This window comes from Nocardioides ferulae, assembly GCF_003660455.1.
In the GTDB taxonomy this organism is placed as follows: domain Bacteria; phylum Actinomycetota; class Actinomycetes; order Propionibacteriales; family Nocardioidaceae; genus Nocardioides; species Nocardioides ferulae.
In genome coordinates this window covers 257,575-277,513 of the sequence record NZ_QZVR01000005.1, presented here as the reverse complement: position 1 = coordinate 277,513, position 19,939 = coordinate 257,575, and the positions used below count along the sequence as shown (strand labels likewise).

Sequence of the window (19,939 nt, the reverse complement as noted above, 5' to 3'; positions counted from 1 at the left end):
CGGCGCGGCGGGCCGCTCGGGCGCGGCGCACCGGCAGGTCGGCGGCAGATCAGTGTGGCTGCCAGGCGTCCTCGTCGGCGGTGCGGACTGCCACGTTCTCGGGCAGCTCGCCGTCGGCCAGCTGCTGGATCGAGACCCGCTCGAAGACGTCGCGCAGCGAGTGCCGCGCGGCGATCCACACGTGCTGGAGGACCTCCGCGGACTCGTTGTAGGACACCGCCTCCGGGCGCAGCCCGTAGACCGAGACCAGCGGCCCGTCGACGGCGCGGATCACGTCGGCGACCGAGACGTCGCCGGCCGGGCGCGCCATCCGCCAGCCGCCGGACTGGCCTCGCTGGGAGATCACGACCCCCGCCCGGCGCAGGTCGGCCAGGATCGCCTGCAGGAAGCCGTGCGGGATGTCTTGGAGTCGGCCCAGCTCCTCGGCGCTCACCGCCCGCCCGTCGGCCCGGCCGGCCATCTCGATGAGCGCGCGCAAGGCGTAGTCGGACTTCGCCGAAACTCGCATGGATCCCAGTCTGGCAGAGATGTCGACCCTCCTACTCGACAAGGGCGACATCGCGACCTGGGATCGACGGCTCAGGCGGCAACGAGCTCGACCTCGTCGTCGTCGGCCGTCTGGCGGGCGGCGCGCTCCTGCCGGACCGCCCAGACGATGCCGGAGACCCAGAGCGCGGCCACCACGGCGGCGAGCGCTGCCACCTCGGCGCCGGAGGCGCCCAGCGCCTCGGCGATCGTCTTCGAGTTCGTCAGCACGATGAGCCCACCCGCGGCCACGCCCAGCACCCGGGCCGCCAGCTTCCTGACCAGCCAGGCTGCGATGGGCGCCGCCACGACACCGCCGGCCAGCAGGGCCACCGCGTAGGACCACTCGATGCCCTGCGAGCCGAGCGCGAGGATGAAGCCCAGCGAGCCGCCGACCGCGACCACGAACTCCGAGGTGTCGATGGACCCGATCACCTTGCGCGGCTCGAGACGCCCCGAGGAGAGCAGCGTCGTGGTGCCGACCGGGCCCCACCCGCCACCACCGATGGCGTCGAGGGCGCCGCCGACCACACCCATCGGCGCCAGGAACCTGGCGGACGGGCGGGACTTGAAGGTGGGGCGCCGGCCGCCGAGCACCAGGAACCGCCAGATCACGTAGATCCCGAGGCCGAGCAGGATGCCCGCCACCCAGGGCTTGGCGGTGTCTCCGTCGAGACTGACCAGGAAGGTGGCGCCCGCGAAGGCGCCCACGAAGCCGGGCACGGCCAGGATCGAGACCGTGCGCCAGTCGACGTTGCCGAGCTTGTGGTGGGAGAACCCGGAGACCAGGGACGTGCCGATCTCGGAGAAGTGCACCGCCGCGGAGGCGGCCGCCGGGGCGACGCCGGCGGCGAGCAGCAGCGTGGAGGACGTGACGCCGTACGCCATGCCCAGCGAACCGTCGATCAACTGGGCGAGGAGTCCGACGAACCCCAGAACGATGAGCTTGCGCACGGCCGGCAACCCTTCAAGCATTAAGTTACTCAACCCGGTTGGTTGACTAGTTTTATAGACATTACCCCATTGCGCGTCGCCTCGCTCTCTCCTGGCTGCCGACGGCCGCCGGACGCCGCCCGCGGACCCGCCTCGTCGGCGACCGGTCGGCCGGGCAGGGCGGGCCGCCGGGCGCGCCCGGCGCCCAGGTGGCGGTCCCGCCGGCGAGACGCCCTTGCTCGCTGGGAATAGGGCCGGTTACCATGAAGTTACCCATGAGTAAGGTCGTGCGGCGACGTCGCTGCCGCACGGCTTCTGTCCGGGCCGGAACTCCCTGTCGTCCGGACCCACGATCGCGAAGGTGGGGCAGTGAGCCACTACAAGAGCAACATCCGAGACATCGAGTTCAACCTGTTCGAGGTCTTCGGTCGCCAGGACGTCCTCGGCACCGGACCCTTCTCCGAGGTGGACGTCGACACGGCCCGCGAGATCCTCGCCGAGGTCGACCGCCTCGCCCGGGAGGACCTCGCCGCGTCCTTCGAGGACAGCGACCGCAACCCGCCGGTCTTCGACCCGGCCACCCACTCGGCCCCGCTGCCCGAGTCGTTCAAGAACAGCTACCGGGCCTGGATGGACTCCGAGTTCTGGCGGCTGCAGATCCGCGAGGAGCTCGGCGGCACCCCGGCGCCGCCGTCGATCGTCTGGGCGCTCGGCGAGATGGTGCTGGGCTCGAACGCCCCGGTGTGGATGTACGCCGCCGGCGCACCGTTCGCGGGCGTCATCTGGAACAACAGCAACGGGGTCGAGCGCGACCAGCGCGTCGCCCAGATCATGGTCGAGCGCCAGTGGGGCTGCACGATGGTGCTGACCGAGCCCGACGCCGGCTCCGACGTGGGCGCGGGCCGCAGCAAGGCCACCCCGAACGACGACGGCTCGTGGAACATCACCGGCGTGAAGCGCTTCATCACCTCCGCCACCAACGACATGACCGAGAACGTCATGCACCTGGTGCTGGCCCGCCCCGAGGGCGTCGAGGGCGCCGGCGGCCCGGGCACCAAGGGCCTGTCGCTGTTCTGGATGCCCGAGTGGCACTTCGACCACGAGACCGGCGAGCTCACCGGTGAGCGCAACGGCATCTACGTGACCAACGTCGAGCACAAGATGGGCATCAAGGTCTCCAACACCTGCGAGCTGACGTTCGGCGACCCGCAGGTCGGCGGCGGCGAGCCGGCCAAGGGCTGGCTGGTCGGCGAGGTGCACAACGGCATCGCGCAGATGTTCGACGTGATCGAGAACGCCCGGATGATGGTCGGCACCAAGGCCATCGCCACCCTGTCGACCGGCTACCTCAACGCTCTGGAGTACGCCAAGAGCCGGGTGCAGGGCGCCGACCTCACCCAGTCGGCCGACAAGACCGCCCCGCGGGTCACGATCACCCACCACCCCGACGTGCGTCGCTCGCTGATGACCCAGAAGTCGTTCGCCGAGGCGATGCGCGCGCTGGTCCTCTACACCGCCACCTGGCAGGACAAGGTGATGCTGGCCGAGCACGCCGGCGAGCGCGACGAGCTCGCCGAGGCGGTCAACGACCTGCTGCTGCCGATCGTGAAGGGCTACGGCTCGGAGCGCTCGTGGGTGCTGCTGGGCACCGAGTCACTGCAGACCTTCGGCGGCTCCGGCTTCCTGCAGGAGTACCCGATCGAGCAGTACGTCCGTGACGCCAAGATCGACACGCTCTACGAGGGCACCACCGCGATCCAGGGCCAGGACTTCTTCTTCCGCAAGATCGTCAAGGACCAGGGCCGCGCGCTGGGCCACCTGGCGACCGAGATCGGTCAGTTCGTCACCAGCGAGGCCGGCAACGGCCGGCTCAAGGTGGAGCGCGAGCTCCTCGCCACCGCCCTCGACGACGCCCAGGCCGTGGTCGGTCACATGATCAACGACCTGATGTCGGCCCAGGAGGAGATCGGCAACATCTACAAGGTGGGGCTGAACACCACCCGCCTGCTGATGGTGCTCGGCGACGTCGTCTGCGCATGGCTGCTGCTGCGCCAGGCCGAGGTCGCGCTGGAGAAGCTGGCCGGCGACCCGGGCCGCGACAAGGCGTTCTACGAGGGCAAGGTGGCGGCCGCGCAGTTCTTCGCCCGCACCAACCTGCCCAAGATCGCCGCCGAGCGCGCGATCGCCGAGGCGACCGACCTGTCGCTGATGGAGATCGACGAAGCCGCGTTCTGATATCCGCTCCCCGCGCCAGCGGGGCGCACCCCGCACGCCGACCCGCCCGGTCCTCCGGGCGGGTCGGTGGCATTTCCGGCCCCGACGGCGGCGCCGTTTCCGGGCCGCGGTGGTCGGGTACCGGCTGCTCGAAGGCGGTCTCGGGGGGTCGCCCGCCATTCGTCCACCCCACGAGAGGAGACCACCACCATGGGCATCGGACTCGGCATCGTCCTGCTCGCGATCGGCCTGATCCTGGCGCTCGACGTCGTCAACGTCGGCACCTCCGTCCTCGACGAGGGGCCGCTGGGCTGGATCCTGATCGTCGTCGGCGCGCTGGCCATCGTGCTCGCGCTGGTGATGAACCAGCAGCGCTCGCGCACCACGCACGTCCAGGAGCGCCGCTACGAGGCCTGAGCCCCTGAGGCCTCGGGCTTCATCACCTCTGCTCACTGCGCCCCGGCCGGACGGCCGGGGCGCAGTTGCGTCCGGGCGGCGGCGCGCACGGCCGCGGTCAACCGGTCCAGCAGCGGCGAGCCCAGCCGCCACCGCTGCCAGTGCAGCGGTACGTCGACCCGGGCGCGGCCCGCGAGCGGCACCAGCGAGCCGTCGGCCACCGCCGGCTCCAGCTGCGGCTCCGGCAGCACGCCCCAGCCCAGGCCGGACCGCACGGCGGCCAGGAAGTCCGCCGAGGTCGGCACCCGGTGCACCACCGGAGGCGACTGGTCGACACCCCTCCCGCGCAGCAGGTCGTGTTGCAGGGTGTCCAGGTCGTTGAAGACCACCACCGGCATCGCCGCCCAATCGTGCCCCCGCCCGACCCGCCACCGCTCGGCGAACCCGGGCGCCGCCGCCGGCCGGTAGCGCAGCACCCCGAGGGGCTCCACCGAGCAGCCCTGCACGGGCACCGGGTCGGAGGTCACCGCGGCCAGCACCTCCCCGCGGCGCAGGTGGTCGACCGAGTAGGCCTGGTCCTCGACCTGCAACTGCAGCGCGACACCCGGCCAGCCGCCGATCTCGGCGACGACGTCTCGGAACCAGGTCGCCAGCGAGTCGGCGTTGACCGCCACCGGGAGCCGCCCCTGCGGCCCGGCGCCGGCACCCGACAGCTCGGCCCGCGCCTCGTCGTACAGCAGCTGCACCTGGCGGGCCAGCCGCAGCAGCCGCTCGCCGGCGACGGTCGGGCGGCAGGGCGCCGTACGCCGGACGACCACCTGGCCGACGGCCGTCTCCAGCGCCCGGATCCGCTGGCTGACCGCCGAGGGTGTCACCTGCAGCGCGCGAGCGGCGGCCTCGAAGGTGCCGTGGTCGGCGACCGCGGCGAGCGCGGCCAGCTGAGCGGGTTGGGGATCCATGAAGCGATGCTAATGACTCATCAGATTCTTTCGCTGGTCTAAGCACCAGCGGGCGCTTAGCGTCGTTCCCGTGCTCGACTCCTCGCTCGCCGGTCTGCTCACCGGGCTCTCCCTCATCGTGGCGATCGGGGCGCAGAACGCGTTCGTGCTCCGCCAGGGCCTGGCCCGCGAGCACGTCGGTGTGGTGGTCGCGATCTGCGCGGTCTCCGACCTGGTGCTGATCCTGGCCGGGGTCGCCGGCATCGGCGTGCTCGTGGAGCGCGCCCCGCTGGCCCTCGACGTGGTGCGCTGGCTCGGCGTCGCCTTCCTGACCTGGTACGCCGTGTCGTCGCTGCTGCGGGCCAGGCGCGACGAGGCGCTGCGCGCGAACGGCACCGGCGGCCGGGCCACCCTGCGCGGCGCGGTGCTGGGGGCGGCGGCGCTGACCTGGCTCAACCCGCACGTCTACCTCGACACCGTGCTGCTGCTCGGCTCGATCGCGGCCAACGAGGGGCCGACCGGACGGTGGTGGTTCGCGGGAGGAGCCTGCCTGGGCAGCGTGCTGTGGTTCAGCGGGCTCGGCTACGGCGCGCGACTGCTGTCACCGCTGCTGTCCAGCCCCCGCGCCTGGCGGGTCCTCGACGTGCTGATCGGCCTCACGATGCTCGGCATCGCGGTGCTGCTGGCGCGTGGCTGAGCATCGCACCGGGTACGGGTCCCGCATGAGTCGACGCGACCCCCGACCCCGCCAGGTGCGGCGATGACCCGCTACGGGTTCCACGCCAGCCACGAGCAGATCGGGCCGAGCCGGCTGCTGGCCGACGTTCAGCACGCCGAGCGGGCCGGGTTCGAGCTGGCGATGTGCTCCGACCACTTCTCGCCGTGGAGCGCCCGGCAGGGCCACTCCGCCTTCGCCTGGTCCTGGCTCGGCGCGGCCCTGGCCACGACCGGCCTCACCTTCGGCGCGGTCAACGCCCCGGGCCAGCGCTACCACCCCGCGATCGTGGCGCAGGCCGTGGCCACGCTCGGCTCGATGTTCCCGGGCCGGTTCTGGGTCGCGCTCGGCAGCGGCGAGGCCAGCAACGAGCACATCACCGGCGACGGGTGGCCGCGCAAGGAGGTCCGCACCCAGCGGCTCGAGGAGTGCGTCGAGGTGATCCGGCGGCTGCTCGACGGTGAGGAGGTCAGCCACGACGGGCTGGTCACCGTCGACCGGGCGCGGCTGTGGGAGGTTCCCGAGCCCCGCCCCCGCCTGGTCGCGCCGGCGGTGTCCCTGCCCAGCGCGGCCCGGGTGGCCGCCTGGGGCGAGGGCATGGTGACGGTGAACCAGCCGCCCGAGCAGCTGCGACGGATGGTCGCGGCGTACCGCGAGAACGGCGGCGCCGGCCCCCTGGCCCTGCAGGTGCACCTGTCCTGGGCACCGACCGAGGCCGAGGCGGAGCGGATCGCCCACGACCAGTGGCGCAGCAACGTGTTCCCCGAGCCGATCTGCTGGGACCTCGAGACCCCCGTCGCGTTCGACACCGTCGCCGAGGACGTCTCGATCGAGAAGGTGCGGACCGTGGTCGACGTCTCCTCCGACCTGGGTCGGCACCGCGAGCTGCTCGCCGGCTACGCCGCGCTCGGCTTCGACGAGATCTACCTGCACCACGTCGGGCAGTCCCAGGAGCGGTTCATCGACGCCTTCGGCGAGCACGTGCTCCCGGCCCTGCGGGAGGGCTGAGCGATGCCGCGCGGCGTGAGCACCGGCGACCTGTGGTGGAAGAACGCGGTCATCTACTGCGTCGACGTCGAGACCTACTTCGACTCCGACGGCGACGGCGTCGGCGACCTCACCGGCCTGACCCAGCGCATCGACTACCTCGCCGAGCTCGGCGTCACCTGCCTGTGGCTGATGCCGTTCTACCCCACGCCGGACCGCGACGACGGCTACGACGTCACCGACCTGTTCGGGGTCGACGGCCGGCTCGGCACCCACGGCGACCTGGTCGAGCTGCTCCGGGCCGCCCAGGACCGGGGCATCCGGGTGATCGCCGACCTGGTCGTCAACCACACCTCCGACCAGCACCCGTGGTTCAAGGCGGCCCGCCGCAGCGTCGACAACCGCTACCGCGACTACTACGTCTGGCGCTCCGACCCGCCGCCGGACACCTCCGGCAAGGTCGTCTTCCCCGACCAGGAGGACAGCATCTGGGAGCTCGACGACCGCACCGGCGAGTGGTACCTCCACCACTTCTACGCCCACCAGCCCGACCTGAACATCGCCAACCCCGAGGTGCGCGACCACATCGCCAAGGCGTTGGGCTTCTGGCTCCAGCTCGGTCTCTCCGGCTTCCGGGTCGACGCGGTGCCCTACATCGTCAGCGACGTCGAGACCGCCGGCGACGACGTGCCGGCCGACCCGCACGAGCACCTCAAGTCGTTGCGCTCGTTCCTCGGCCGCCGCCGGGGCGACGCGGTGCTGCTCGGCGAGGTGAACCTGCCCCACGAGGAGCAGCGCGCCTACTTCGGGGGCGACGACGGCGACGAGCTGACGATGCAGTTCGACTTCGTCGGCATGCAGGCGATGTACCTCTCCCTGGCCCGCGAGGACGCCGCCCCGCTGGCCACCGCGCTCGAGTCACGGCCTGCGGTCCACCCCGACTGCCAGTGGGCGACGTTCGTGCGCAACCACGACGAGCTGACGCTCGACAAGCTCAGCGAGGAGGAGCGCCAGGAGGTCTTCGCCGCGTTCGGGCCCGAGCCCGAGATGCAGATCTTCGGCCGCGGGCTGAAGCGGCGGCTGCCTCCGATGGTGGGCGGCGACCCCCGCCGCGTCCGCATGGTCTACAGCCTGCTGTTCAGCCTGCCGGGCACCCCGACGCTGTTCTACGGCGAGGAGATCGGGATGGGTGAGGACCTCGCGGCGGAGGGACGGATGGCCGTGCGCACCCCGATGCAGTGGGAGCCCACCCGCAACGGCGGGTTCTCCACCGCCGAGCCGCGCCGGCTGGTGCAGCGTCCGGTGCCGGGCGGCTACGGCCCCGAGCACGTCAACGTGGCGGACCAGCGGCGCGACCCCGACTCGCTGTGGAGCTTCGTCCGGTCGCTGATCTCGACCTACCGCGAGTGCCCGGAGCTCGGCTGGGGCGCGTTCTCCGTGCTGGACCAGCCGCACCCCCAGGTGCTGGCGCACCGTTGCCATTGGGAGGGCGGCACCGTCGTCGCCGTGCACAACCTCTCCGCGGAGCCGCTGACCACCCCGGTCACCCTGGACGCCGCCTGCCTCGACGGCTCCGGCGGCGAGGGGGCCGGTGAGGGACGGCTGTGGCTGGAGGACCTGTTCGCCCACCACGAGCTCGAGCCCTCGCCGCGCGGCGTCGTCGAGGTGACCCTCGAGAGCTACGGCCACCGGTGGTTCCGGGTACGCCGCGAGGCGCGCTCGAACTGACCGTGCCGGCCGGCGCCGTCCCGGGCCCGGCCGGCGCCGGTCAGTCGCGTTCGGGAGCGGGCGCCACCGGGTCCTCGGCGTCGATGAGCGACGGCGGGCCCACCGCGACGTGCTCCTCGGGGGCGAGGGTGCCGGCCCGGGCGGCGGCGAGCACGTCGGCCGGCACGTTCTTCTCCAGGAACCGGAGGGCCAGCCGGGTCGAGGGGTGGATGCCGATGGTCGCGACCACGATGATCCCGGCGATGACCAGCCAGCCGGTGGCTCCCCACTCCATCGCCAGGAACGTGTAGACCGCGGGCGCCCAGACCCGGCCGAGGGTGCCACTGAGCTCGGCGGCGCCCTGGTAGGCGCCGCGTTGCCGCGGGTCCATCAGCTCGGCCTCGAACGACCAGCTGGCGGCGGAGAGGTAGAGCTCGGCACCGGTCACGGTGACGTGGCCGAGCCAGACCAGCGCGATCGTCACCCAGCCCACGGTGTCGTGGGTGGCCAGCGTGATCAGGCAGGAGACCACGAAGAACGACGACGACAGCCGCACCGCCTTCAGCGCGGTCGGGACGTCCTCGACCCCGCGGGCCGCCGCCATCGGCAGGAAGATGCACATCACCGTGTTGGTGCCGAACAGGAAGGCCAGCAGCACCCGGGGCGCGTCGGTCTCCTGCACCAGCCACAACGGGATGACGATGTTGAGCAGCACCTGGTTGGTCCAGAACACGCCGCCGAAGAACGTGGTCAGCAGCCAGCCGGGGTTGCGCAGCGGACCGGGCCCGGGGATCTTGACCGCCCGCTCCTCGGCGGTGCGATCGTCGTGGGGGGCGCGCGGCAGCCGGGTGACCGCCAGCGCGTTGACCACGAACACCGCCGCGGTGAACCAGGGCAGCGCGTGCAGCACGTCGTTGGAGTCGAAGGCGAGCGCGATGCCGCCGAGCAGCGAGCCGAGCGTGAAGCCGACGTTCAGCGCGGAGTACATGTAGGCCCGCGACCGGACCCGCTCGCCCGGTGGGAGCACGTCGATCGTGTAGGCGCCGTGCGCGGCACCGCCGAGCGCGCCGATCACCTCCATGCCGACCGCCATCGCGACATAGCCGCGGAAGTCGGTGATGAACGGCCACACCGCGAACATCGCGGCCTGCCCGCCCGCGCTGACCGCCCACATCCGCTTCGGCCCGAACCGGTCGACGAGCTTGCCCATCGGCACCGCGGCCACGAAGGCGGCGGCGCCGGCGATGGTCAGGCCGAGACCCACCTGGGCGGCCGTCAGCCCGACGATCTGGGTGAAGAACACCGCCGACCCGGTCATGAAGGTGCCCTCGCCGAGGGCGAAGAGCAGCGACTGGACCGCCAGCCTGCCGGCGAGCGGGGACGGTGGGCGCGCCTGGCGCAGGAGAGCGGTGAACATCGCGGCGATTCTCCCTGCTGCCGAGTACGGGTGTCGCCTCGTTTACGCCGGCCTGGGGCGTGGTGGTGACGGGGCTCACCCAGGCTCCTGCACGACCGGCCTCGCGAACCGCACGGTGCCGTCGTCGCGGCCTCCGCCAGCTCGTCGGGCAGGTGGTGCGGAGAGACCGTCGGCGCGCCACGGACCTCCGCGTCCGCACGGTCAGGCCTCGGCGCCGCCCAGCGGCAGCACCAGCCGGGGCGCCGCGCCGTCGGCCAGCCGCACCGGGACGCCCCAGTCCTGCTGGTGCATCCGGCAGGCCGCACCCTCGCCCCCGGCGGCGTCGCAGGACGCCGCGCGCGCCGCGACGTGCAGCACCCCCTCGCCCACCGACGGGTCGAGCACGAGCGTCCGGGTCAGGTCGGTGCCCCGGCCGCCGCCGTCGCGCAGCAGCGCCGGCGGCGTCGCCTCCACGACCAGCTGGGACGCGGGCCCGAACCGGTCGTCGACCTTCTGTCCCGGCGGCGGGGCGAACGAGACGACCAGCTCGAGTGTGGCAGCCACCTCGGTGACCGGACGCTGGGTGGTGTGCGCGAACCCGTCGACCGCTGTCGCAGCGGTGCCCAGCGGCAGCGCGGTGAGCCGGTGCGCCGCGGACTCGACGACGACCAGCTGCCCGGCCACGCTGTCGACGAACGCGCCGCTCGGCTCGGCCAGCCCGGTGGCCAGCGTGCCGAGCTGCGCGGACGCCGGGTCGTAGCGGCGGACCGCACCGTTGTAGGTGTCGGCGACCGCGACGCTGCCGTCGGGCAGCACGGTCACGCCGAGCGGATGCTGGAGCAGCGCCTGGTCGGCCGGGCCGTCGCGGAAGCCGAAGTCGAACAGCCCGGTGCCGACCGCGGTGTGCACCCCGAGGCCGTCGCCGGGAGCGCCGTCGGGCTCGAGCCACCGCAGGGACGAGGTCTCGCTGTCGGCCAGCCACAGCCGGTCACCGTCGGCGGCCAGCCCCGAGGTCTGCGCGAACCACGCCTCCCGCGCCGGACCGTCGAGCAGCCCCTCGTTGGTGGTGCCGGCCACGACGTCGACGGCTCCGGTGCGCGGGTCGAAGGTCCACAGCTGGTGGACGCCGGCCATCGCGATCCAGACCCGGTCCCGCCACCACGCGACGTCCCACGGGCTCGACAGCCGCGAGGTGCCGTCACCCTCGAACCACTGCGTGCCGTCGCCGGCGAGCACACCGACCTCGCCGCTCGCGAGCGCGATCGAGCGTAGCTGGTGGTGCACGGTGTCGGCGACCACCACGTCGTACCCGACCTCGGCGGCCACCTCGGCGGGCAGCAGGCACAGGCCGTTCGGCTCCCGGAAGCCCTCGAACCGGCGCCGCACCTCGCCGGCGGGGCCGAGCTCGACGACCTGGTCGTGCCCCGCGTCGGCGACCAGCACCCCGCCGCCCGGCAGCGGCACCGCCTTCGCCGGGAACCGCAGGTCGGTGGGCTCGACGACGGGCGGGACGTACGGCGAGTCGCCCGGCTGCAGCGTCCCCTTGGCCCGGTGCTCCTCGATCAGCTCGCCCACCAGCGCCTCGATCGCGTGCGCGTGGCCCTCGCCGGCGTACTGCGCGACCACGTAGCCCTCCGGGTCGACCAGCACCAGCGTCGGCCAGGCCCTCGCCGTGTAGGCCTGCCAGGTCACCAGGTCGGGGTCGTCGAGCACGGGGTGGTGCACCCCGTAGCGCTCCACCGCCCGGGCCAGGGCGACCGGGTCGGCCTCGTGCACGAACTTCGGCGAGTGCACGCCGACCACCACCAGCTCCTCGGGGTATGCCGCCTCCAGCGGGCGCAGCTCGTCGAGGACGTGGAGGCAGTTGACGCAGCAGAAGGTCCAGAAGTCGAGCAGCAGGAACCGGCCGCGGAAGTCGGCGAGCGTCTGGGTCCGACCGCCGGTGTTGAGCCAGCCGCGGCCCTCGAGCTCGGGGGCACGCACACGAGGTGATGGCACACGCACATTCTCCCGCGGGCGCAAGGCGGCCCCGGCACCGGTAGGTAAAGAGCACCCGTTGGGGTGAGTTCGCCCGAAACCGGGCGGGGGTATCGGCAGGTCGCACGGCTGGAGGACCCATCACCCACACAGAGCAGGCAGAGCCGACCACCTCGGTCGTCGGGCCAACCCCGACCTCTCAGATGGCCGACGACGCCGGTCTCGTCCGTTACGCACGGATGACCCGGCGTGCTCTCGCGGCTCCGGTGGCGGTGGTGTTCCTCCCCGACGACCCGCTGCCGCTGGCCGCCGCCGCGGGGCTGCCCGACTCCTGGCAGCGGGTCGTCGGAGATCCGGTGCGTTCGCCGTGCCGCTACGTCGTCGACGACCAGCGGCCCGTCGTGCTCGCCGACGCCCGCGAGGACGGGCGCCTGCAGCGCCACCCGGCGGTCGCCGAGCACGGCATCGCGGCGTACGCCGGCTGGCCGCTGTCCGACGCCACCGGCACGGTCGTCGGGGCGCTGGCCGCCTTCGACCCGGAGCCTCGCAACTGGGACGAGCGGGAGCTCGAGGATCTCGAGGACCTGGCCGCGGCGTGCTCGGCCGAGCTGGCCCGCCGCACTCTGGAGCGCGAAGCGGCCGAACGGCGCCGGCTCGTCGATGACGTCTCACACCGGGCCCAGGTGCTGCTGGCGCTCAGCGACGGGCTGTCCGCCACCCGCGACCTGACCGAGATCGCCACCGCCGTCGAGCGGATCGCGCTCGACCAGCTGGGCTGCCTGCGCGCCGGGCTGTGGCTGCGCTCGACCCCCGGCTCGGCGGGACGGGTGGCCGACCTCCCCGCGGCCCCCGACGGCGGGACCGAGTCGCTGAGGCTGGTCTGGGCGCCCGGCCGCAGCGGGCCCAACGACCGGGACTGGCGGCAGCCCGCCGACGGCAGCAACCCGGTCGGGGACGCGCTCTCCCGCAACCGTCCGCTGTTCCTCCGCAGCCGTCGCGAGCGCGACGAGCGCTACCCGCACCTGCGCGACCCCGAGCCCACCGGGCAGGCGCGCTGCTACATGCCGCTCTCGGTGCGGGGCCAGGCGCAGGGCACGCTCGCCCTGCTGTGGGACGACCACCGCGAGCTCTCCGACGAGGACCGCGTCACGATCGCGGCCCTCACCTCCTACACCGCCCAGGCCGTGCAGCGGGCGCAGCTCTTCCAGGAGCGGCTCGACGCCCTGGTGACCCTGCAACGCTCGATGCTGCCGCGGCTGCCGGAGCCCGACGACCTCGAACTGGCCGCCCGCTACCGCACCGCGGCCGAGCGCGACCAGGTCGGTGGCGACTGGTACGACGCCGTCACGATGCCGCACCCGCTCGGCGGTGCGGGCAGCACGGCGGTGATGATCGGCGACGTGGTGGGCCACGACATGGCCGCTGCGGCCACCATGGGTCAGCTCCGCACGATGCTGCGGGCGTTCGCCTGGGCGCTGGACGACGCCCCGTCGGAGAACGTGACCCGGCTCGACCGGGCGATGCGCGAGCTCGGCGTCGACGGGCTGGCCAGCCTGTTCTACGCCCGCATCGAGGACCCCCGGCCCGGGGGTGAGCGGGTGCTGCGCTGGACCAACGCCGGCCACCCACCGCCCGTGCTCGTCGAGCCGGACGGCACCGCCGTCCTGCTGCGCGAGGGGCCCGGTGACCTCCTGGTCGGGGTGAACCCCGAGACACCGCGCTCGGACAACCGCACCGCGATCCGGCCCGGCTCGACGCTGCTGCTCTACACCGACGGGCTGGTCGAGCGCCGCGGCGAGGACATCACCGTGGGCCTGGACCGGCTCGCGGCCTCGGCGTCCCGCCACCATGGCGCGGCGACGGTGGCCGACCTCCTCGACCTCGTCCTCGACGACCTGCTCGGCGACCGGCTCGACGACGACGTCGCGGTGCTCGGCGTCCGGTTCCGCTGACGCCCGCGACCCGGACGCCCTGTTCGGGATCGCCATCCTCTCCTAGGCTCCGACCCCATGAGCCGACCCGATGAGCCGCCGACCGCGACCACCTCCGACGCGCCGCGCCTTGCCGGCTACATCGAGGTCTGGTGGCAGGCGGTGAGCGACTTCGCCGGCCTGCTCGAGCAGCTCGACGATGAGGAGCTGTCGACCCCCACGGACCTGCCGGGCTGGGACGTGCGGGCGGTGGCCGCGCACGTCGCCCACCTGGAGCGGGTGCTGGCCACCGGCGAGGAGGAGACCACCGAGGTCGGCGAGCCGGCACACGTCACCTCGATGATGGGGCTCTACACCGAGATCGGCCCGGCGAACCGGCGCGACCGGACCGCCGCGCAGCTGGCCGCGGAGATCCGTGAGCACACCGAGGTGCGGCGCGCGGCGCTGCTCGCGCAGCCGCCGGCCGACGGCTCGGCGAAGCCCGAGCGCATCTTCGGCGGCGTGCCGTGGAGCTGGGAGACGCTGCTGCGCAACCGCCCCCTGGACGTGTGGATGCACGAGCAGGACATCCGGCGCGCGGTCGGTCGCCCGGGCGGCCTCGACAGCCCGGCGGCGCAGCACACCACCGACTACCTGATGGAGAGCCTCGGCTTCGTGCTGGTCAAGCGGGTCGGCGCCCCCGCGGGCACGACCGCGGTGCTCGAGGTCGAGGGCAGCACGCCGCTCGGCTTCGAGGTGGTCGACTTCGACGGCAAGCTCCGCGGCCGGCAGCTCGCGACCCCGCCCGAGAACCCGACGGTCCGGCTGCGCACCGACCGCGAGTCGTTCATCGTGCTCGCCGGCGGCCGGCGGCAGCCGCCGCCCGGCGCGGTCACGGTCGAGGGCGACCAGGAGCTGGGTGGGCGGATCGTCGCGGCGATGGCGACCACGCCGTGACCGGCCGGCCCGCCACCGACACCTGGGCGCTGGCGGACATCCCCGACCAGTCGGGCCGCACCATCGTGGTCACCGGCACGACCGTCGGCGGGCTGGGCCACTTCACCGCGCTCGAGCTGGCCCGACGCGGGGCGCGGGTGGTGCTCGCCGGGCGCACCCCGTCGCGGATCGAGGAGACCGAGCAGACGATCCGCCGGGAGGTCCCGAGCGCCGAGCTGGAGCGCCTCGAGGTCGACCTCTCCGAGCTGGCGTCCGTGCGCCGGGCCGCCGCGCAGGCCGCCTCGCTCGGGCCGATCGACGTCCTGGTCAACAACGCCGGCGTGATGGGCACGCCGTACTCCCGCACCGTCGACGGGCTCGAGCTGCAGCTGGCCACCAACCACTTCGGCCCGTTCCTGCTCACCGGGCTGCTGTTGCCGCAGCTGGCCGCGAGCGGCGCGGCCACGGTGGTGGCGGTCTCCTCGATCATGCACCGCTTCGCCCGGTCGGCCCCGCTCGACGACCCGCGGCAGCCGAACGGCCGCTACTCGCGGTGGCCGGTCTACAGCCAGTCCAAGCTGGCCAACCTGCTGTTCACCTACGAGCTGGACCGCAGGGCCCGGACGGCCGGCATCCCGGTGAAGGCGGTGGCGGCACACCCCGGCTTCTCGGGCACCCACCTGGCCGCGAACGGCCAGTACGGCCGGGCCAAGGGCGGCCGCGCGACGATCCTCGACGCCGCGATCAAGGCGGTCTCCCAGTCGGCCGCGAAGGGGGCCTGGCCCTCGCTGATGGCGGCCACCGCCGACCTGCCCGGCGGCACCTACGTCGGGCCGGGCGGCCTGCAGGAGTTCAGCGGCGCGCCGCGGGTGGTGTCGAGCACGAAGCTCTCGCACGACGAGTCGGCCCAGCGGCGGCTGTGGGAGATCAGCCAGGACGTCACCGGCATCCGCTACCCGTGAGCGGGTCGGCCGACCGGTGACGGTCAGCGCCGCCAGAACAGGTGGTGGACGACGCCGCTGGGGCTGGGCACCACGTCGCGGTGGTAGCGGTCGAGCAGCTCGTCGGGCGAGGCCCACAGCCGCGACCCGGCGCCGAGCTCGACCGGCGACACCGCGACGTGCAGCGTGTCGACCAGGTCGGCGTCGAGGAACTGCCGGAGCGTGTTCGCGCCGCCGCCGAGCCGGACGTCCTTGCCGTCGGCCGCCGCGAGCGCCTGCTCGAGCACCGTCGCGGGCTCGCCGCCGACGAAGTGGAACGTGGTGTCGGCGAGCGTGAACGAGGGGCGCTCGTGGTGGGTCATCACGTACACCGGGGTGTGGAACGGCGGCTCGTCGCCCCACCAGCCCTGCCACTCGTGGTCGGTCCACGGCCCGCGCTGGGGGCCGAACTTGTTGCGCCCCATGATCTCGGCGCCGATGTTGCGGTGGAAGTCGCGCACCAGGTAGTCGTCGAGCCCGCGGCTGCCGCCCGGGTCGGTGCGGCCCGGCCAACTGGCCGTGGCCCCGGCCCAGGCCATCATCACGCCGGGGTCCGCGTGGCCGAACGGCCGCTCCCGGCTCTGCCCCTCGCCCGCGGCGTACCCGTCGCTGGACACCACGATGTTGTGTGCCCGCACCAGCTGCGTCACTTCTGTCTGCCTCTCCCGAGTGGGTCGTGTGACCGGTTCGACCCGGCGAACGGGCAGGACTCATCGCAGCCCCGTGCGTGCCACGACGGAGGGCGGCAGGTGTCAGGCTGACCCCGTGTCCCGCATCGCGCTCTCCCGGCTGCCGGGCGAGCGCGTCCTCGCGGTCGAGGGAGACGAGGTGAGCGCGGGTGGGGGCGTGGAGCTGGCGCTGGCCGACCTGCCGGGCTACGTGCGCTCCCGCGAGCCCGAGGCGCCGCGCTGGGTCTGGGACGACACCGCGCGCTGGTACCCCCCGCTGCTCGCCGAGGGGGTCCGGGTCGGGCGGTGCCACGACCTGCGGCTCGGTCACCACCTGCTGCGCCGGGCACCCGCTGCCCGGGCCCGGCTGCTGGACGGAGCGCAGTCGGAGCACTGGGACCGGCTCGGTCCGGCCACGCTGTCGCACCCAGCGCTGTTCTCGGCCGACGAGGCCAGCGAGCACCTGCGCGCCGACCTCGAGGACGCCCGGCAGCTGGCCGCCGTCGCGGCAGCCGAAGGGGGTCCGGCCGAGGCCGCCCGGCTGCGGCTGCTGCTGGCGGCCGAGTCGGCGGGAGCGCTGGTCGCCGCCGAGATGACCGCCGCCGGGATGCCGTGGCGGGTCGACGTCCACGAGCGGCTGCTGGTCGAGCTGCTGGGGCCGCGGCCGCCGCGCGGCGCCCGGCCGCTGCTGCTGGAGTCCGTCGCCGCGGAGGTCCGGGCCGCGTTCGGCGCGCCGGGGCTCAACCCCGACTCCCAGCCGGAGCTGCTCGCCGCACTCCGCCACGCGGGGCTGGAGGCCACCGACACCCGGGCGTCGTCGCTGCGCCGTCTGGAGCACCCGGGCATCGCGCCGTTGCTGCGCTACCGCCAGCTCGCGCACCTGTTCTCGACCAACGGGTGGGCCTGGATCGACCAATGGGTCAGCGGCGGCCGGTTCCGCCCGTCGTACCAGCCGGCCGGCTCCGCGACCGGGCGCTGGTCCTCCAACGGCGGCGGCGCGCTGTCGATCCCGGCCCAGATCCGGCCGGCGGCCATCGCCGACGAGGGGTGGCGGCTGGTGGTCGCCGACGTGGCCCAGCTCGAGCCACGGGTGCTGGCCGGCATGAGCGGCGACCGGGCGCTGGCTCGCTCGGCCCGCGGCACCGACCTCTACCAGGGCATGGTCGACGACGGGGCCGTGGCGAGCCGCGACCAGGCCAAGCTCGGCCTGCTGGGAGCGATGTACGGCGGCACCAGCGGGGAGAGCGGGCGACTGGTCGCCGGGCTGACCAGGCGCTACCCCGAGGCGTTCGGACTGGTGGAGGCGGCGGCTCGCGCCGGCGAGCGCGGCGAGGTGGTGCGCACGCTGCTGGGACGGTGAGCTCCCGCCCTGGGCGAGGCGTCGGACCTCGACGCCGACGACCGCCCCAGCGACCCGGAGGCCCAGGCCCGCCGCCGCCGGGCCTACGGCCGGTTCACCCGCAACTTCGTCGTGCAGGGCACCGGCGCCGAGTGGGCGCTGTGCTGGCTCGCCGACCTGCGCAACCGGCTCTGGGCCTTGGGCGGCTCCGGCCCCGCGGCCGATCGGCCACACCTGGTCTTCTTCGTGCACGACGAGGTGGTCGTGCACACCCCCGCCGCCCTGGCCGACGCGGTCGCCGAGCAGGCCCGGCAGGCCGCGGCGACCGCGGCGGCGCTGCTCTTCCGCGACCTGGCCGTCGACTTCCCGCTGTCGGTCTCGGTCGTGCGCTCCTACGCCGACGCCGGCAAGTCCGGTGCCGGCGACGACGCCCCTCGGCTCGCCGAGGACGACAGGTCCGGGCAGTCGTGAGGCACGCCTCAGTCGAGCAACGCGGTCGCCTCGACCTCCACCAGGACGTCCGGCTCGAAGAGGTAGTCGACGCCGATGAGCGAGGCCGGCGGCAACGGCTGCGGCAGCGCGAGGTCGTCGACCACCTGCTCCACGCCGGCCATGAAGTCGACGATCCTCTCCGGCCGCCAGTCGGTGACATAGAAGGTGAGGCGCAGGACGTCGTGGAACGTCGCGCCCGCCCCGGCGAGGGCCGTGGCCGTGTTGCGCAGCGCCTGCGCCACCTGCCCGGCCAGGTCGCCGGGCGCCACCGCGGCACCGTCCGCAAGACGCGCGACCTGACCGCTCACGTGCACGTGCCGCGACCCCGTGCCGACGGCGACGTGGTGGTAGGGGGTGGGCTGCATCAGCCCGTCCGGGGTGAACATGCGTACCGCCATCGAGATGCTCCTTCAGGTGCGATCAACTGGTATCCAAGTGATACTTGGTCTCCGTAGGCCACTTCAACGAGACTAGGTTTCATGGCCGATACCTCGGAGCAGTTCCTCATCTCGATGCCGCACCGCGAGCTCCTCGACCAGGTCCTCGACAAGTGGTCGCTGAGCGTGATGAACGAGCTCTGCGAACGCCCTTGCCGCTTCAACCAGCTGCGCAGCGCGATCCCGGCGGTGACCCAGAAGTCGCTCACGGCCACGCTGCGCCGGCTCGAGCGCAACGGGCTCGTCGAGCGGCGCGTCATCTCCTCCCGGCCGGTCGCCGTCGAGTACCGCATCACCCCGTTGGGCAAGACGCTCCGCCCGCCCGTCGAGGTGCTGCTTGCGTGGGCGGACGAGCACACCGCCGCGATCGAACGGGCCCGGGCCGCCTTCGACGAGGCGCTCGACGGGGACGCACCGGCCAGGTGACCAGGCGGGTGCCGCGAGGCTCGTATTCGGACGGACGTAAGCGGGCTTTCGCCTCCGCCATCCCGCCACGGCCGCACGGCGGACCGGCCCTTACGTCCGTCGATATCCGGCCCGTCGCGGGTCGGAGCCGAGGCCTACCGAAGTCGCAGCCCCGCCGACCGCAGCCCGATGTGCCGAGCGCGTGTGCCTTCTAGCGTGGAGACGTGTCGGACGAACCGCAGATCTGGGAGCTGACCGTCGGTGGCCACGACCACCGGGTCGAGGCGAGCGGGTCGTTCCAGCGCACCGTGCGCTGGCTCGTCGACGGCGCGCTCGTCTCCGAGAAGCGCAGCTCCGACGACCGCATCCGGGTCACGCGGGAGCCCGACACCGGCGAGGTCCTGGTGCGCTACTCCTCACTCGGCAAGCCGCGACGGGCGACCCTGCTCGACCCCGGCGACAACCCCGCTGAGCAGGCCCAGGCCTTGAGCGGCCTCGGCGGGGTCGACCTCGAGCCGGCCGCCGGCTCGCCCGCCGCGGCGTACGAGGAGAGGCTGCGGCGACATCCGCGCCGGTACGCCGTGCTGCGCGCGGGCGGGGCTGTCGCCGGCATCCTCCTCCCGCTGCTGCTGGCCGCGGTCGTGGCCCGGTTCGTGATCTCGCTGCCCTGGCCCGACATCCCGTGGCCGGACCTGCCGCGCATCCCCTGGCCGGACCTGCCCGACCTGCCCGGGATCCCCTGGCCGGACTGGTCGCTCCCGGACTGGTCGCTGCCCGGCTGGGTTCGCGAGCTGCTCGACGCTGCGGGGTTCGTGTGGCCGGTGCTGCTCGCGATCGTCGTCGCCCGCGCCGAGATCCGTCGCCGCCGCAAGCAGGACGCCCTGCGCGACGAGCTGCGCGCCGGCACCGACCCCGCTCGTGGTGTCCACCACGACCTGGACGACCAGCACGACCGGCGTGAGGAGGACGGCCCCGCCGCCTGAC

At 73.6% G+C, this 19,939-nt stretch carries 19 protein-coding genes; 12 read left to right on the top strand and 7 right to left on the bottom strand.

The window, feature by feature from the left end; translation table 11 throughout:
• Positions 1–49 precede the first annotated feature (49 nt).
• Positions 50–508: an RrF2 family transcriptional regulator gene (locus D6B71_RS09550; protein WP_121254366.1), complete on the bottom strand. Its 459-nt coding sequence runs from the start codon at positions 506–508 to the stop codon at positions 50–52.
• Positions 509–579: 71 nt separating this feature from the next.
• On the bottom strand, positions 580–1,479 hold the full coding sequence (locus D6B71_RS09545; RefSeq protein WP_121254364.1) for a sulfite exporter TauE/SafE family protein: 900 nt from the start codon (positions 1,477–1,479) through the stop codon (positions 580–582).
• Positions 1,480–1,827: 348 nt separating this feature from the next.
• On the opposite strand from D6B71_RS09545, the gene D6B71_RS09540 reads away from it, so the two are divergent.
• The gene (locus D6B71_RS09540; RefSeq protein WP_121254362.1) at positions 1,828–3,693 is read left to right on the top strand and encodes an acyl-CoA dehydrogenase; all 1,866 of its coding nucleotides are present in this window, start codon (positions 1,828–1,830) and stop codon (positions 3,691–3,693) included.
• Between the two features lie 189 nt (positions 3,694–3,882).
• Entirely contained in the window at positions 3,883–4,089 is a 207-nt protein-coding gene (locus D6B71_RS09535) for a DUF6458 family protein (RefSeq protein ID WP_121254360.1), read from the top strand.
• 32 nt (positions 4,090–4,121) lie between these two features.
• Here D6B71_RS09535 and D6B71_RS09530 read toward each other — a convergent pair whose 3' ends face one another.
• Positions 4,122–5,027 carry a LysR family transcriptional regulator ArgP gene (locus D6B71_RS09530; RefSeq protein ID WP_121254358.1) on the bottom strand — a complete coding sequence of 302 codons (906 nt, stop codon included), beginning with the start codon at positions 5,025–5,027 and terminating at the stop codon, positions 4,122–4,124.
• Between the two features lie 70 nt (positions 5,028–5,097).
• Between D6B71_RS09530 and D6B71_RS09525 the strand changes: the two genes are divergently transcribed.
• From D6B71_RS09525 to D6B71_RS09515, 3 genes are all read left to right on the top strand, one after another.
• On the top strand, positions 5,098–5,703 hold the full coding sequence (locus tag D6B71_RS09525) for a LysE/ArgO family amino acid transporter (RefSeq protein WP_121254356.1): 606 nt from the start codon (positions 5,098–5,100) through the stop codon (positions 5,701–5,703).
• A 63-nt stretch (positions 5,704–5,766) separates the two neighbouring features.
• Positions 5,767–6,729, top strand: coding sequence for a TIGR03885 family FMN-dependent LLM class oxidoreductase (locus D6B71_RS09520; RefSeq protein ID WP_121254354.1), 963 nt, complete (start codon positions 5,767–5,769; stop codon positions 6,727–6,729).
• 3 nt (positions 6,730–6,732) lie between these two features.
• A complete protein-coding gene (locus D6B71_RS09515) occupies positions 6,733–8,436 on the top strand; it encodes an alpha-amylase family protein (RefSeq protein WP_121254352.1) in 1,704 nt (567 codons plus the stop codon).
• 40 nt (positions 8,437–8,476) lie between these two features.
• On the opposite strand, the gene D6B71_RS09510 is transcribed toward D6B71_RS09515, so the two are convergent.
• Complete coding sequence (locus D6B71_RS09510; RefSeq protein ID WP_121254350.1) at positions 8,477–9,832, bottom strand: MFS transporter; 1,356 nt, start codon at positions 9,830–9,832, stop codon at positions 8,477–8,479.
• A gap of 201 nt (positions 9,833–10,033) precedes the next feature.
• Entirely contained in the window at positions 10,034–11,809 is a 1,776-nt protein-coding gene (locus D6B71_RS09505; protein ID WP_206051647.1) for an NHL domain-containing thioredoxin family protein, read from the bottom strand.
• A 218-nt stretch (positions 11,810–12,027) separates the two neighbouring features.
• Between D6B71_RS09505 and D6B71_RS09500 the strand changes: the two genes are divergently transcribed.
• From D6B71_RS09500 to D6B71_RS09490, 3 genes are read left to right on the top strand one after another with little or no spacing between them, the layout of a single operon-like run.
• Positions 12,028–13,740, top strand: a complete 1,713-nt coding sequence (locus D6B71_RS09500) for a SpoIIE family protein phosphatase (RefSeq protein WP_164519591.1) — start codon at positions 12,028–12,030, stop codon at positions 13,738–13,740.
• Positions 13,741–13,797: 57 nt separating this feature from the next.
• Positions 13,798–14,655, top strand: a complete 858-nt coding sequence (locus D6B71_RS09495) for a maleylpyruvate isomerase family mycothiol-dependent enzyme (protein WP_121254344.1) — start codon at positions 13,798–13,800, stop codon at positions 14,653–14,655.
• Entirely contained in the window at positions 14,652–15,596 is a 945-nt protein-coding gene (locus D6B71_RS09490; protein ID WP_121254342.1) for an oxidoreductase, read from the top strand. Before D6B71_RS09495 ends, D6B71_RS09490 begins: the two co-directional genes overlap by 4 nt.
• Before the next feature lie 23 nt (positions 15,597–15,619).
• Here the strand turns inward: D6B71_RS09490 and D6B71_RS09485 are convergent, their stop codons facing one another.
• A complete protein-coding gene (locus D6B71_RS09485; RefSeq protein ID WP_121254471.1) occupies positions 15,620–16,264 on the bottom strand; it encodes a dihydrofolate reductase family protein in 645 nt (214 codons plus the stop codon).
• A 115-nt stretch (positions 16,265–16,379) separates the two neighbouring features.
• Here D6B71_RS09485 and D6B71_RS09480 point away from each other — a divergent pair, with 115 nt between their 5' ends.
• Both D6B71_RS09480 and D6B71_RS23090 read left to right on the top strand, forming a co-directional pair.
• Positions 16,380–17,642, top strand: a complete 1,263-nt coding sequence (locus D6B71_RS09480; protein ID WP_206051646.1) for a bifunctional 3'-5' exonuclease/DNA polymerase — start codon at positions 16,380–16,382, stop codon at positions 17,640–17,642.
• Between the two features lie 111 nt (positions 17,643–17,753).
• Positions 17,754–18,092, top strand: coding sequence for a hypothetical protein (locus D6B71_RS23090; protein WP_206051645.1), 339 nt, complete (start codon positions 17,754–17,756; stop codon positions 18,090–18,092).
• A gap of 8 nt (positions 18,093–18,100) precedes the next feature.
• Here D6B71_RS23090 and D6B71_RS09475 read toward each other — a convergent pair whose 3' ends face one another.
• The gene (locus D6B71_RS09475; protein WP_121254339.1) at positions 18,101–18,511 is read right to left on the bottom strand and encodes a RidA family protein; all 411 of its coding nucleotides are present in this window, start codon (positions 18,509–18,511) and stop codon (positions 18,101–18,103) included.
• An 81-nt stretch (positions 18,512–18,592) separates the two neighbouring features.
• Here D6B71_RS09475 and D6B71_RS09470 point away from each other — a divergent pair, with 81 nt between their 5' ends.
• Positions 18,593–18,976, top strand: coding sequence for a winged helix-turn-helix transcriptional regulator (locus tag D6B71_RS09470; protein ID WP_121254337.1), 384 nt, complete (start codon positions 18,593–18,595; stop codon positions 18,974–18,976).
• A 203-nt stretch (positions 18,977–19,179) separates the two neighbouring features.
• The gene (locus D6B71_RS09465) at positions 19,180–19,938 is read left to right on the top strand and encodes a hypothetical protein (RefSeq protein WP_121254335.1); all 759 of its coding nucleotides are present in this window, start codon (positions 19,180–19,182) and stop codon (positions 19,936–19,938) included.
• The last annotated feature ends 1 nt before the right edge of the window (position 19,939 follow it).